The 12,775-nt window shown below is 51.7% G+C and carries 16 protein-coding genes; 5 read left to right on the top strand and 11 right to left on the bottom strand.

What is annotated here, in order from left to right; genetic code table 11:
- Positions 1-39: 39 nt before the first annotated feature.
- The 3 genes from atpB to NZM01_00595 all read right to left on the bottom strand — a co-directional run bounded on the left by atpB (position 40) and on the right by NZM01_00595 (position 3,099).
- A complete protein-coding gene (gene atpB, locus NZM01_00605; protein ID MCS6958536.1) occupies positions 40-768 on the bottom strand; it encodes a F0F1 ATP synthase subunit A in 729 nt (242 codons plus the stop codon).
- Positions 765-1,184, bottom strand: a complete 420-nt coding sequence (locus NZM01_00600; protein ID MCS6958535.1) for an ATP synthase subunit I — start codon at positions 1,182-1,184, stop codon at positions 765-767. Before NZM01_00600 ends, atpB begins: the two co-directional genes overlap by 4 nt.
- 61 nt (positions 1,185-1,245) lie before the next feature.
- Positions 1,246-3,099: a caspase family protein gene (locus NZM01_00595; protein MCS6958534.1), complete on the bottom strand. Its 1,854-nt coding sequence runs from the start codon at positions 3,097-3,099 to the stop codon at positions 1,246-1,248.
- An 85-nt stretch (positions 3,100-3,184) separates the two neighbouring features.
- Here NZM01_00595 and NZM01_00590 point away from each other — a divergent pair, with 85 nt between their 5' ends.
- Together NZM01_00590 and NZM01_00585 are read left to right on the top strand one after the other, a co-directional pair.
- Positions 3,185-3,421: a hypothetical protein gene (locus NZM01_00590; protein ID MCS6958533.1), complete on the top strand. Its 237-nt coding sequence runs from the start codon at positions 3,185-3,187 to the stop codon at positions 3,419-3,421.
- On the top strand, positions 3,418-4,290 hold the full coding sequence (locus NZM01_00585) for a HEAT repeat domain-containing protein (GenBank protein MCS6958532.1): 873 nt from the start codon (positions 3,418-3,420) through the stop codon (positions 4,288-4,290). The genes NZM01_00590 and NZM01_00585 overlap by 4 nt, the downstream gene beginning before the upstream one ends.
- Here the strand turns inward: NZM01_00585 and argC are convergent, their stop codons facing one another.
- The 4 genes from argC to fmt form a co-directional block, all read right to left on the bottom strand.
- Entirely contained in the window at positions 4,291-5,322 is a 1,032-nt protein-coding gene (gene argC / locus NZM01_00580) for an N-acetyl-gamma-glutamyl-phosphate reductase (GenBank protein ID MCS6958531.1), read from the bottom strand.
- 56 nt (positions 5,323-5,378) lie between these two features.
- Entirely contained in the window at positions 5,379-6,428 is a 1,050-nt protein-coding gene (locus NZM01_00575) for a deoxyhypusine synthase (GenBank protein ID MCS6958530.1), read from the bottom strand.
- Between the two features lie 123 nt (positions 6,429-6,551).
- Positions 6,552-6,686 carry a hypothetical protein gene (locus tag NZM01_00570; GenBank protein MCS6958529.1) on the bottom strand — a complete coding sequence of 45 codons (135 nt, stop codon included), beginning with the start codon at positions 6,684-6,686 and terminating at the stop codon, positions 6,552-6,554.
- 72 nt (positions 6,687-6,758) lie between these two features.
- Positions 6,759-7,688, bottom strand: a complete 930-nt coding sequence (gene fmt / locus NZM01_00565; GenBank protein ID MCS6958528.1) for a methionyl-tRNA formyltransferase — start codon at positions 7,686-7,688, stop codon at positions 6,759-6,761.
- Positions 7,689-7,750: 62 nt separating this feature from the next.
- Here fmt and purD point away from each other — a divergent pair, with 62 nt between their 5' ends.
- A complete protein-coding gene (gene purD, locus NZM01_00560; protein MCS6958527.1) occupies positions 7,751-9,028 on the top strand; it encodes a phosphoribosylamine--glycine ligase in 1,278 nt (425 codons plus the stop codon).
- Here the strand turns inward: purD and NZM01_00555 are convergent.
- Complete coding sequence (locus NZM01_00555) at positions 8,949-9,521, bottom strand: shikimate kinase (protein ID MCS6958526.1); 573 nt, start codon at positions 9,519-9,521, stop codon at positions 8,949-8,951. The genes purD and NZM01_00555 overlap by 80 nt on opposite strands.
- A gap of 69 nt (positions 9,522-9,590) precedes the next feature.
- Here NZM01_00555 and clpS point away from each other — a divergent pair, with 69 nt between their 5' ends.
- Positions 9,591-9,884: an ATP-dependent Clp protease adapter ClpS gene (gene clpS / locus NZM01_00550; protein ID MCS6958525.1), complete on the top strand. Its 294-nt coding sequence runs from the start codon at positions 9,591-9,593 to the stop codon at positions 9,882-9,884.
- Here the strand turns inward: clpS and NZM01_00545 are convergent, their stop codons facing one another.
- Both NZM01_00545 and NZM01_00540 read right to left on the bottom strand, forming a co-directional pair.
- A complete protein-coding gene (locus NZM01_00545) occupies positions 9,885-10,106 on the bottom strand; it encodes a Calvin cycle protein CP12 (GenBank protein ID MCS6958524.1) in 222 nt (73 codons plus the stop codon).
- A 62-nt stretch (positions 10,107-10,168) separates the two neighbouring features.
- Positions 10,169-11,041, bottom strand: coding sequence for a 4-hydroxybenzoate solanesyltransferase (locus NZM01_00540; protein ID MCS6958523.1), 873 nt, complete (start codon positions 11,039-11,041; stop codon positions 10,169-10,171).
- A 106-nt stretch (positions 11,042-11,147) separates the two neighbouring features.
- Between NZM01_00540 and NZM01_00535 the strand changes: the two genes are divergently transcribed.
- Positions 11,148-11,450 carry a DUF5340 domain-containing protein gene (locus tag NZM01_00535; GenBank protein MCS6958522.1) on the top strand — a complete coding sequence of 101 codons (303 nt, stop codon included), beginning with the start codon at positions 11,148-11,150 and terminating at the stop codon, positions 11,448-11,450.
- On the opposite strand, the gene radA is transcribed toward NZM01_00535, so the two are convergent.
- Entirely contained in the window at positions 11,391-12,755 is a 1,365-nt protein-coding gene (radA, locus tag NZM01_00530) for a DNA repair protein RadA (GenBank protein ID MCS6958521.1), read from the bottom strand. The two genes, NZM01_00535 and radA, sit on opposite strands and share 60 nt — an antisense overlap.
- Between the last annotated feature and the right edge of the window lie 20 nt (positions 12,756-12,775).

Genomic DNA, 12,775 nt, shown 5'->3' with positions numbered 1-12,775 from the left:
TGACCTAAACAGACAGTATAGTGATCAACATCTGGACAATTAATGCCCATGCTCTTCTTCCCCGTGCCCTTCTAGGGCTTCCCCAATGTAGGTAGCTGCCAGAGTCGCAAAAATTAACGCCTGAATTGACCCCGCAAACAATCCCAACGCCATCATAGGGAGAGGAACAAATACTGGTACTAAGAACACCAACACTCCCACCACCAGTTCATCTGCAAGAATATTCCCAAACAGACGGAAGCTGAGGGAGAGGGGTTTAGTAAAGTCTTCCAGGATGTTAATAGGCAAGAGAATGGGGCTAGGCTGCACATATTTGGCAAAATAGCCCAATCCCTTCTTGCTGATCCCTGCCCAGAAATACAGGACGGATACAGTCAATGCTAGGGCTACCGTCGTGTTGATGTCACTGGTGGGAGCAGCTAGTTCTCCTTCAGGCAGGGTGATTAGTTTCCAGGGGATGAGAGCACCCAGCCAATTGGAGACCAATATAAATAGGAAAAAGGAACCGATAAACGGCAACCAACGGCGGTACTCATGTTCCCCGATCGCTGTTTTGGCAATTTCCTGCACAAATTCCAGGGCATATTCCATAAAATTTTGCAGTCCCCCAGGAATGCGCTGCAGGTTACGAGTTGCCAGACTAGAGACAATCACCAGTACTGCCATGACAATCCAGGTGACAATCATAACCTGACCATGCACCTCAAGTTTGCCAATATGCCAGTAAAAGTGCTTGCCCACTTCCAGGGCGGCGAAATGTATCATCATGGACTACCTGTACGAGACGATCGGATGAAATCGTAAATAGCGTAGAGCAAAATGGCACCCTTGTAGGTGAGAAAGCCCAAAAAAACAGGAAGAACTGCTAGTTTATCCCAGCGCAATGCCACAATCATGACAGCGACAAACACTGCCAAGCGAGGGGAACCAAACTGCCAACCCTTAGGTTCTTTGCTCAAGCGGTCAACACTGCGCTCTAGCATCCGCCAGTACACTACACCGCTACAAGCCCCTACCCCATAACTCAGTCCCATATCTATTCCATAGACCAGAACTAGAGTGATGGTGACAATCCCACTGAGGACAAGCATAATCCCCAGGATGTGTGCCTTGAGGACTGCATAGCTCCTCTCCTCATCGATAGCCTCTAAGGGTCGGTAGGGTTTAGCTGGAATGACGCGCAAGGATGACTAGTTCGTTCACCGTTTTTCAGGATAGCACTAAGTGATCCCCGCTACATACTTTTTAGACAATGCGGTAACTAAAACCGATCGTTGCCCATCTTTGCAGGGGTAGCACCCACTGGTCTTCACTTTCTCCTTGGTGGAGGTCTTGTAGCAGAGAGAGTACCACCCCTAGAGGATTGCTGTATATCACCATGCCGTTGGTGGATTGTCCTCCCTGTTCTATGCCATTGCTGAAGGGCTTACGGCTAACCACTAGTAGAATCTCAAAATAGCCCTGGGGAGAGGAAACTGCCCATGTGATCGGTGCCGTGGGCGGGGGGATAGTAATTGTTTGTTGGGGTGGTATGACGTTATTGCTAGCGTAGGGAGGAATAACGAAGGAGGGACTCATCAGCCGGTAGCGACTGTCTATACAAAACAGACGTAAGTACAGGGGTACATCCGTCAAACTTTGGACGTGACAGGTGAGCTGATCACCGATCGCAAGCGTATGTCCCACAATTTGCTTGTCTGGAGTAAAACTAATAGCAGGTTGGGGGTTTACCCTTGCCCGAAAGCTAAGGTAGGAGGAATTAGGGGTGAGGGTAAGGTGGAGCAATTTTACCGCTAGCAGACTTTCGAAACAGGGACGGAGTCGCTTGAGGGCTGCCGTAACTGATTCCCCCGCTGCCCCAAAGGAGTCAACTATGGGGAATCGCCCCAGATTAAATAGACCGTAACGCCCCTCTTCTTTGCCAAAGACACAGTCGGCGTATTGCTCCCCAGCCGTGACTCCGATCGTGCGGGGTATAGAAGAAAGGGCACTGGTGGCATCAACGCGTTCAATGCGGGACAGTTCACTGTCCATCGCCACTGCCAAACCAACATTGCGGGGGATATGGCGTACTTCCTCCTGCACCAGCGTCCCCACTGCCAGGGGCGATGCTCCCCTTACCACTTCCACTTTGGCGGTCAGACCGTTGCGGCTCTTAATTTGCAATAACTGGCTAGCTGTCTTCACTAAAGAACCAGGGGCAGAATAGGCTAGGGAACACAGCGGTAGTCCCCCTAACCACATTTCCCCTCCCTTCCCCTCGGCGTTGGTAATCACCCCATCCCCTGGTTCTCCCCCCAGTAACTCTTGCCAGACCAGACCCTTACCTATGGGGTTAGGTATTTCCAGGTGCCACTGCTGTAATGTGTCTGCTACTTGCTCTAAGATGCTGTCAATGCTTTGGGTGGGGAGAGCCTGCCACAGATTTTGCGTGAGCACGTAGGTAAAAACCCCACTACTAAATCCTTCCCAGGTAGCTTCGGCACAGAGTTGGCTGGGGTCGGCGGCTTGTAATAAAACCCCCATTTGCTTTTTTGCCGGTACTTTGGTACGCAATTCCTCTTGGTAACTCAGTTCTCCAGGGCTAAGGCGATCGGGACCAGTCCAGGGTCGACTGCGCAACCGCAAGTTTCCCACAATCGTTGTCCCTGGATAGCGATAACCTGCATCGATGATACACAATAGCCGATCGGTATTAATTGCCTGCAGCCACAGCATCAGGGTGGAATAGGGGATGATCTGTCCATCTGCCGTCCACAGGGCTGGTTCATCGCCAATGAGGGTACCGCAACCACTAAAGCAGATCACTGCTATATCGCCAGGGAGAGTAGATTGCCAGAGGTGTTGACTGATCGTAGCCTCAATGGCGGAGCGAGTAGCCTGACGGTCAGTAAGGCTAAAGATGTCAGTAGGGGAAAAACCGAAGCGATAGCACAGAAGTTGCCGTTGCAGAGCGACATCGGTGACTGCGCCCAGAATACCAAATTGATTTATCCCGATAAGAACTGCTCGCTTGGCGGGAGAAGCAGTGACTGGAGCTTGGCTGAGGAGATAACTAGCGCCCACCCCAATCAGGAACTGCCTGCGGTGGATGGTCATAGTGGTACATCTGGGAATACAAGGCGGGGAATTGCCCCTACTCCTAATGGTATATTGGTTCTAGGACAAACTGGTTACAAAAACGATGTTAGAAGTGCCTGAGATAAACAACTTAGATAATGCTACGGCGGAGGAGCTAGGAGAACTAATCGAAGAGTTAACTGCCTATCGCAATCGCCTAGAGGCTGAAACCCTTGCCGCTGCCCAAAAAGCTAAGGTGAGCAAACAACAGGTCAACGCCCACCTGGAACCTGTGCTGACCAAACTCGATCGGACAATTGCTCAGCTACAAGACCGCTACGGTATTCTAACTGCCCAATGACAGAAGACCTAGCCGAAGTTCACGCCCGCAATGACGCTCTGCTGGCGCGGGTCACTGAGGAAATCACCCTGGACACCTTCGATCGTGGCAACCTGGAGGTACTGCAACAGTTGGTAGCAGGTTTGGGGGATTCCCGGGGAGTAGTGCGGTTAGCCTTTGCCGAGACCCTGGGGCAAATTGGCGAAGTTGCTACACCTTTGTTGGTAGAAGCTCTCCTCCACCACGAGGATGTAGTGCTACGACGGGCAGCGGCAAAAACCCTTACCCTCATTGCTGACCCCAAGGCTGTTCCTGCTCTGCTGCAGGCTTTCCTCCATGACACCGATACGGTAGTACGCGGTTCAGCGGCGGGAGCACTAGCACGCACAGGCGTAGCAGCCGCCCCAGGGTTACTGGAAATTCTTGCCCATCCTGACTATTCCCAGGACATCAAGGGGCACGCCGCTTGGGCATTGGCGTTTATGGGGGCAGAGGCGGCGGACTATCTCTTTCAAGCCCTCCATGCCGATAACCTAGACGTACGTTGTGCCGTGATCGGCGCGATCGCCCAAGTTGCCAAGGAAAACCTTGACCCTCAAGCTTGCCAGGTGTTGCTAGAAGCATTGCGGGACAAAGAGGAACTGATCCGCGTGGAAGCCTGTGCTGCCCTAGGACAATTAAGTTACCCCCCTGCTTTTCCCCATCTCCTCGCAGCTCTCCAGGATGAAGCCCTAGAAGTGCGCAAAACGGCAATCACCTCCCTGGGCAAACTGGGCAATCCCACTGCCATTCCCCATCTGGAACCCTTTCTCCAGGACGAGTTACCCCTGCTGCGTACCCTAGCAAAGTTAGCGATCGAGCAAATCCAGAACTATGAAGCGCTGGAGTAACTAGGGATAAAAAGCGTGTTGGGGCAACCCCAAAGTCTCGGCAAAGCCCAGCATCAAGTTGAAGCACTGCACCCCTTGCCCCGCTTGACCCTTCATCAGGTTGTCAATTGCTGAGAGCACAATCACTCTCCCCGTGCGCTGATCAACCTCCATGCCCAGGAAACACCAGTTAGTTCCCGCTGCCCATTTGGTCTGGGGATAGCCGTTGATCACTCGCACCCAGGGAGCATGGCGGTAAAAGGACTTGTAGATAGTCAGCAGGTCGTCCTTGACCAAACCTGGGTCCCGCAGTTGGGCATACACCGTCGCCAAAATACCCCGTACCATCGGGATCAAATGGGGAGTGAACTGCACCCTAACTGCCTGCCCCGCCACAGCACTGCAAATCTGTTCAATCTCTGGCGTATGGCGATGATTTGTCACCCCGTAGGCTGCCAAGGAACCCTGTGCTTCCGCCAGTAATAGATGGGTTTTTGCCTGCCTACCCGCCCCCGATGTCCCCGATTTCGCGTCGATTATGATCGATGCCAGGTCAATCAACCCTTGACTGAGGAGGGGCAAAAGAGCAAGGAGACTAGCCGTGGGATAGCAGCCAGGACAACCTACTAACCTGGCCTTGGCAATTTCCCCGCGGTAGAGTTCAGGTAGCCCATAGACTGCCTCCTGGGCTAACTCCTGGTCTGACCTTGTCCCCTGATACCACTGGGTATAGATACTGAGGTCACGAAAGCGATAGTCCGCCGACAGGTCTAGCACTTTGCAACCACACTCTAACAACTGGGGGGCTAGCTGACAAGCCAAACCATTGGGCAAAGAGAGAAACACCACATCACACCGATCGGCTATCTGGGGTGCAGGCAAATCTTCGATCGGTAAAGACCAGCCCAGGTGGGGATAGATATCGGCAAAAGACTGCCCCGCACTGGCACTACCCCCTAGGTAGGTAATTTCCACCTCTGGATGCTCCAGGAGCAGGCGCACGAGTTGTACACCCCCATACCCTGAAGCCCCGATAATCCCGACTCTCACCATAAACTAAAGATATTTTGGTTAGCCTACCATTCCCAGGGGAAATAAGGGGTAAAAATTTATGCCGTAGTCAGGTGCAGTGAGGGAATAGAAGAGCGGAAAATTTGCGCCAGACGACGGGCAGGACGATTTACCCAGTTGCGTTTGCCGTAGGCATACCCTACTACCAAAGGCATTGCTAGAGTCGCTTCGGAGAAAACCATTTGCTCCCTCACAATATCCACCTTGCCCCAGGAATGGGCTTCCCGCAGTGTGGAACCTGATAGCCCCCCATCCCGTTCATCCGCCACTGTAATTTGGATAGCGTACTTGTGCATAGCGGTGTCAAAGCCTAGAAGTTCCGCTGCCACCACCGTATCTTGGGCAAAATTCTTGGGCACACCGCCGCCAATCATAAACAGCCCCGTATGGGGAGAAGCCAACTTACACTGGGTCAGCTCGCGGAAATCCCGTACGGAATCGATCGTTAGGTGGGACTCAGGGCTATACCACTGATGATGCACCAGCCCAAACCCAGCGGAGCAATCGCTAAAGGCAGGGACAAAGATGGGCACATCGTGGTGATAGGCAGCCAAAACCACGGATTCACGGTTACGGGCGTGTTGATCGAGGTAAGCACCCATGGCATGGATGAATTCCCGCGACGAGTGGGGACGGGGGGGCAGGGTAGCAGCAATTTCCGCGATCGTCATATCGCAGACCCGCAGTTCATCCTCATCGATATAGGTGTCATAAATACGATCGATATGGAGTTGACGCAACACCTCATCATCGGCGAAAATATCCCCCACATAGTGTTTAGAGCCAAGGGCTTCAAAGAAGTCCTGGTCGACAATGTTTGCCCCCGTGGAGACAATAATGTCCACCATGTTGTGGGTGATCATGTCATACACGACCTTCTTCAACCCTGCGCTAAAAAGCGACCCCGCAAGGCACAAAATGATGGCACAGTCCTGGTCGCGCAGCATCTCGTCGTAGATATGGGCAGCCTTACCGAGATTGCGCGCTTGAAAGGCAGTGCGAGACATGGCTTCCACTAGACCGACAACATCGAACTGTTTGATGTCAATGTGTTGTACGGTCTCCCGCAGCAGATCAGATTTTTGCATGGCAATTCCTCCCTTTTATACAAAAATGAACAAACGGAAATATCCACTCCAGTGGTGTTGAAGTTATTCAGTTGTAAAATTCTGTTGTCTACGATCGGCTCAGGGGACTAAGTAACCCTCCCTTTAACGAACCGATCGGCTCATACTGGGTCCTTCACAGGATTCGTCCCAGGAGAGACCCGGCTTTCTCTTGCGCCGTTCTTCCAGCTTGAGGGAAAGCTGCCAATCGAGGTCAAACAGTAGAAACCTATATTTCAACTTGAGCAACCCTGGCACAAATGACAACTAAAGTATAGCTACTCTTTTTCCCTGTCGTCAATAAAATTTAACCTAGGATAGACCCATGCCAATCCTTCCCTGGAGCGCACCTGCATAAAACTCCCACCCCGTTTGCACCCTTTTCCCTGGGGGTTGCACCTGTTGAATTAAAAGGGGGATTGTCCCAGTCTGGATGACAAAGCCGATGGATTTAACAGTGTCTACGATCGTGCCTGGTGCGCCCTCATAGTGGGCATGGTGCAGGGAAGCTGCCAATATTTTCAATTTTTGCCCACGCCAGTTGGTAAAACAGTCAGGATAAAAGCCGCGAATTTTACCCCACAGTTCTTCCCCTGGTCTATCCCAGTGCAGTTCTAAGTCACTTTTGCTGATGAGGGGCGCGTAGGAGGCAAGGCTATCATCCTGGGGAACGGGGGTAATCTGGTGGAACTGGTCGAGGGTCTGTCCCAGTAACTCTGCCCCCAGGTGGGCTAATTTGTGGGAGAGGGTAGCGTAATTATCCTCTGGCAGTATGGGGATTTCAGCCCTTAAGAGCATAGCCCCTGTGTCAATCCCTGCATCCATCAGCATTGTGGTTACCCCTGTCCTGGTTTCTCCCCGCACTAACGCCCACTGAATGGGAGCTGCCCCCCGATACTTGGGCAACAGGGAGCCATGGACATTGATACAACCCGATCGGGGTATGTCCAGCACTGCCTGGGGCAGAATCTGACCATAGGCAACCACAACAAAGAAGTCTGGTTCCAGTTGGTTTAGGGTTGCCCATAGCTCCCGATCGTGACGCAATTTCTGGGGTTGCCACACCGGCAATCCATAGCGCCGAGCCACCTCCTTCACGGGAGAGGGACTAACCTCATTGCCCCGCCCCCGCCGCGTATCAGGTTGTGTAACCACTCCCACCACCTCATAGTTTGCCCGATCGATTAAGTATTGCAGCGAAGGTACGGCAAAATCGGGCGTACCGAAAAAGACAAGACGCATAGTTCCTTGTATTGCCATAATTTATCACGATATAATGAGCCGCAACGGTCTGAGGAGTTGGCTTGAAAATTCTGGTCGTTGGCAATGGCGGCAGGGAGCATGCGTTAGCCTGGAAATTTCTCCGTTCCGAGCGGGTCAAGCAGGTAATATGTATTCCTGGCAACGGGGGGACAGCTACGCTGGAAGGATGCATCAATGTTCCCCTGCTGCTGGATGATTTCGCCGGTATGCGCCGTCTGGCTGAGGTACAGGGGGTGGCTCTAACAGTAGTGGGACCAGAAGTACCCCTAGCGCAGGGAATTGTTGACTACTTTCAGGAAGCAAATCTACCGATTTTTGGACCGAGTCGCCTGGCTGCTCAAATTGAAGCTAGTAAATCCTGGGCAAAGGACTTAATGCAAGCAGCTAATGTACCCACTGCCCCCTACCAAGTCTGCTCCGATCGGGAAACTGCTCTAGCTTATCTACGGGAATGCTCCTTTCCCACGGTGATCAAGGCGGATGGGTTAGCAGCGGGCAAAGGGGTAACGATCGTGCGGGACATAGATAGCGGCATAGCTGCAATTCAGCGCCTATTTGAGCAACGCCCCCAGGAACCAGTGGTAATCGAGGAATTCCTTGCTGGAGAAGAGGTTTCAGTGATTGGGGTAACAGATGGAGAGGTAATACGCCCCCTGGTGGCAGCCCAAGACCACAAGCGTCTAGGGGAAGGAGACAGCGGACCAAACACAGGGGGAATGGGAGCTTACGCGCCTGCGCCGGTTCTGACTGCCCCTCTACTAGAACGGGTGCAGAAGACAATCCTAGCCCCAACTCTAAGCCAACTGCGCGCTAGGGGAATTACCTATAGGGGTTTTTTGTATGCTGGTTTGATGATTACTCCTGGAGGCGACCCTTACGTGATCGAGTTCAACTGCCGTTTGGGCGACCCGGAAGCCCAGGTAATTCTACCTTTATTGGAAACACCCTTGGAATCTCTCCTACTAGCCTGCCAGGAAGGACGGTTAGGACAATTTCCGCCCCTGCAATGGCAAGCGGGTTACTGCGCCACAGTAGTTTTAGCTAGTGAAGGTTATCCCGACAATCCCATCACCGATCGTTTGATTACAGGGTTAGAGAATGTCCCGGGGGATGTTTGGGTATTTCACGCGGGCACAAAGCGCAAGGATGGTCAGTTCTACACCAGCGGGGGCAGGGTGTTAAATGTCACAGCGGTAGGGGAGGATTTGCCAGCAGCCTTAACTAAAGTCTACCGAGGGATCAGTGGCATCCATTTTGACGGGATGTATTATCGCCGCGATATTGGTTGGCGGGCGTTATCCGATCGATCACAGCCCTAATTACTGCCTGGGCAACGGTTTTAGGGTCACCTGTGGCGGTGACATGGACATCAGCTTGGGCGTAGCGGTGGCGGCGTTGCTGCCAAATAGTTTGCAAAGTAGCCTGGGGGTCAGGGGTGTGCAGCAGTGGTCGGGGGACAGCAGAATGGGACAGACGTTGCCAGAGTTCTTCTACAGGGACATCCAGCCAAACCACCACACCGTGATGCAGATAAGACCAGTTGCGATCGGACATAACTATGCCTCCCCCCGTTGCCACCACTAGGCGGGAATGGGCACACACTTCCTGTAGGACTTGACTCTCCAATTCGCGGAAATAGGCTTCGCCCTGGGATTGAAAAATAGCAGAAATACTCTTCTGAGCATAGGCTTCAATCAAACTGTCTGTATCGACAAAGCGGTAGCGGAGTTGTGGCGCTAACAGTTTCCCCACCGTGGACTTCCCTGACCCCATCATCCCCACTAAAAACAGATTGACCCCCCGCAGTAGCACCTCTCCCCCCTGCAAAAATTAAACTAATATAAAATTGTAGACAGTCAACCGAACCAAGGGAGGTAAAAGATGCCTACAGAAACGATCGAGCGAGTACAGCCAGCCCCCCGCACAACTTCTAAGCATTACCCCCACTACAAGGTAATTGTTCTCAATGATGACTTTAATACCTTTGAGCACGTCGCTAAAACCCTAATGAAATACATCCCTGGTATGACAGAGAGCCGTGCTTGGGAACTAACTAATCAAGTACATTACGAAGGCTTAGCCGTCGTGTGGGTGGGACCCCAGGAGCAAGCCGAGTTATATCACGCCCAATTAAAGCGGGCAGATTTGACTATGGCACCCCTGGAGCCAGCTTAACTACTCCTCATAAACACGGCATTCTACGGCATCGGGATTTTCATCGCAGTACCGTTCTAAGGAAGTCTTTCCCGGTTGCTCCCGTTGGTGGGCAGCTTCTGCCTGTACTTCCTCAAGGGCATCATAGGCAGCAGCACACTCCTTAGAACCAATCCCACTGGTCTCGCATACTTTGCGGGCGTTCTCTAGTTCTTCCTGTATCCTGTCGTGAATATCGCTCATAACCTTCCTGAACTCACCCCCGCCATCATAGCAAAAATTGCTCTAGGTATAGTTACGGTTATCTAGGTAAGGGTAGCTAGAACCATCCCCCCAAGTACAACAAAGCCAATACTTACATTTTGATTAAATAGTGCAGGGTAGAGAGAAGGCTCGCTCTCCCGCCTGAGTCGCCACCAGTGAGTGAGCCAGCCAATCGTTGCCAGTCCCACGCCGTAGAAGTAGGGAGCCGACAGGTGCATATTCACGCCCAAGGCAGCCAGGCACACAGCAGTGACTAGGTAGAACCCACCCACTGCCTCAGGGGTGTGCTCCCCAAAAAACAAAGCACTGGAATTGATGCCCAAGCGGCGGTCGTCTTCCCGATCGCTGAGAGCATAGACTGTATCAAATCCCATTGTCCAAGCTAGGGTTGCTGCCCACAGTAACCAACAATTGCCATCCAAACCCCCAGTGACAGCTGTCCAGGGGATCAACACAGCAAAGCCCCAAGCCAGGGATAGAACCAACTGGGGCACAGCAAAGAAGCGCTTGCACAGAGGATAGATCACAATCACAGGTACAGCCAACAGACACAGGGCAAAACTAAGGGGCTGGAGATAGGTTGCTAACACCAAGGCACAAACAGCCGCTACCGCCAGCACCACCAGCCCGACAGTAATAGAGAGAGATTTGCTAGCTAGGGGCCGATTTTTTGTGCGTTCTACCTCCCGATCGATGTCACGGTCCCATAGGTCATTAATCACACAGCCCATAGCACTAGTGGCTAAGCTCCCCGCCACAATCACCACAGTCAAATCTAAGGGGGGCAGAATTTGCTGTTGGTAACAGGCTACAACTAGAGACCACAGAGCAGGAAGCATGAGGATCAATCTACCAGCAGGCTTGTGCCAGCGCAAAAGATAAATAATTCGTAAGCTCAGAGGCAAAGTTGTCATAAAGTTTGCGATAAAAATCAAAATTTCGCCTTATCATTAATATAATTCTGCTCTACTATTTAGACTAACTAGGGACTAAAAAATCGGTTAGTTTGTAGTTACATCCATGGAAAAACCAGCTGTCAGAACCGCTATACCTTTACCATCCCCCATTCACTATGAACTACTACTGCAACTGCTAGAAAGAAAGACTCTCTCTGCTCTTCCCTCCAAAGATATAGCCGCACGGGAACAGATCCAAAACATTATCATCATGTTGCGCAAAGCTCTTTCCTTGCAGAAGCAATTTGAGGCGAACTGTGCCCAGGAGAGAATCCCCACTACCCACCGCTGGTCTTTGAACGAATGTTCAACTAGTTGGCATCGCCAAGATCGCCTCCTTCACACTGGCGACTGGTACAATCTTTAGACCGTAATCCAGTCCCAGGTTAGTTTTAGGGATGACTGCCCGCTGAAACCCTAATTTAGCAGCCTCCCGCAGACGAGCCTCTAACTGGGAGACAGCCCGAATTTGTCCCCCTAACCCCACTTCGCCAATAAATACAGTGGCAGGGTCAACAATGCGGTCTTTGAAACTGGCAGCAACAGCAATGGCTACCCCCAAGTCGACAGCGGGTTCACTGACAGACAAACCTCCGGCCGAGGCAACGTAGGCATCTAACTTAGAGAGGGGAATACCCAGGCGCTTTTCTAAAACTGCCAAAATCTGTAGAAAGCGATTAGTTTCAATGCCCGTGGCAGTACGGCGGGGAGAAGCATAGCTAGTGGGACTAACCAATGCCTGCAGCTCTACTACCAGGGGGCGGCTACCTTCGCAGGACACGATCGTGGCTGTCCCAGGAGCAGGCTGTTCTCGGTTACCCAAAAACAAAGCTGAGGGATTACTCACCTCTGCCAGACCCTGGTCAAGCATCTCCAAAATGCCCACTTCTTGGGTAGCACCAAACCGATTTTTCACCGCTCGCAGTAACCGATAGCTAGCAAACCTATCCCCTTCAAAATAAAGCACTGTATCCACTAAATGTTCTAATACCTTGGGACCTGCCAATGTACCCTCCTTAGTAACGTGACCAACTATGAGCAAAGTGCTATTTTCTTTCTTAGCAAAGCGCATCAGGACTGCCGTACATTCCCGCACTTGGGCAACAGAGCCAGGAGCAGAACTAAGGGAACTGAGGTAGAGAGATTGAATGCTATCAATAATGACAATACCAGGGCGTAAAGTCTGTAATTCCCGCAGAATCACATCTAAATCAATTTCGGGCAAAAGATACAGCTGTGTCGTTTCCTCTTCGTTGATACCAAGGCGCTGCGCCCGCATTTTGACCTGTTGTACTGATTCTTCAGCACAGACATAGAGGACAGTTTGTGCCCGTGCTAATTTAGCCGCAACTGCCAATAAAAGCGTACTTTTGCCAATCCCAGGCTCACCCCCAATTAAAACCAAGGAACCAGGCACTAAACCACCGCCTAAAACCCGATCGAGTTCCCCGTACCCAGAAGTCAATCTCTGGTGGGCAGAGTGATTAATTTCAGCCAGAGACAGAGCTGTTTGGGGGTAGATTGTTTCCCCGGGCAAGTCCAATCTGGTTTTGGCAGTCAACTTTACTTCTTGTAGAGAATTCCAAGCACCGCAATCAGGACAGCGACCAAACATCTGGAGAAATTCGCCGCCGCATTCATTACAGACGTAACGATATTTTACCTTAGCCAAATCTTAACTTTTCTGCCCTT

Origin of the sequence: Pseudanabaenaceae cyanobacterium SKYG29 (genome assembly GCA_025055675.1) — a bacterium.
Lineage (GTDB): Bacteria > Cyanobacteriota > Cyanobacteriia > Pseudanabaenales > Pseudanabaenaceae > M5B4.
Note: the sequence above shows the minus strand (reverse complement) of the source record. Positions and strands in the feature narration are given on the sequence as shown.

Excerpts from the sequence above, each read along its gene's own strand:
- atpB (MCS6958536.1), bottom strand. The coding sequence starts at position 768 with ATGATGATACATTTCGCCGCCCTGGAAGTGGGCAAGCACTTTTACTGG.
- NZM01_00595 (MCS6958534.1), bottom strand. The coding sequence starts at position 3,099 with ATGACCATCCACCGCAGGCAGTTCCTGATTGGGGTGGGCGCTAGTTAT.
- NZM01_00590 (MCS6958533.1), top strand. The coding sequence starts at position 3,185 with ATGTTAGAAGTGCCTGAGATAAACAACTTAGATAATGCTACGGCGGAG.
- NZM01_00585 (MCS6958532.1), top strand. The coding sequence starts at position 3,418 with ATGACAGAAGACCTAGCCGAAGTTCACGCCCGCAATGACGCTCTGCTG.
- argC (MCS6958531.1), bottom strand. The coding sequence starts at position 5,322 with ATGGTGAGAGTCGGGATTATCGGGGCTTCAGGGTATGGGGGTGTACAA.
- NZM01_00575 (MCS6958530.1), bottom strand. The coding sequence starts at position 6,428 with ATGCAAAAATCTGATCTGCTGCGGGAGACCGTACAACACATTGACATC.
- fmt (MCS6958528.1), bottom strand. The coding sequence starts at position 7,688 with ATGCGTCTTGTCTTTTTCGGTACGCCCGATTTTGCCGTACCTTCGCTG.
- clpS (MCS6958525.1), top strand. The coding sequence starts at position 9,591 with ATGCCTACAGAAACGATCGAGCGAGTACAGCCAGCCCCCCGCACAACT.
- NZM01_00545 (MCS6958524.1), bottom strand. The coding sequence starts at position 10,106 with ATGAGCGATATTCACGACAGGATACAGGAAGAACTAGAGAACGCCCGC.
- NZM01_00540 (MCS6958523.1), bottom strand. The coding sequence starts at position 11,041 with ATGACAACTTTGCCTCTGAGCTTACGAATTATTTATCTTTTGCGCTGG.
- NZM01_00535 (MCS6958522.1), top strand. The coding sequence starts at position 11,148 with ATGGAAAAACCAGCTGTCAGAACCGCTATACCTTTACCATCCCCCATT.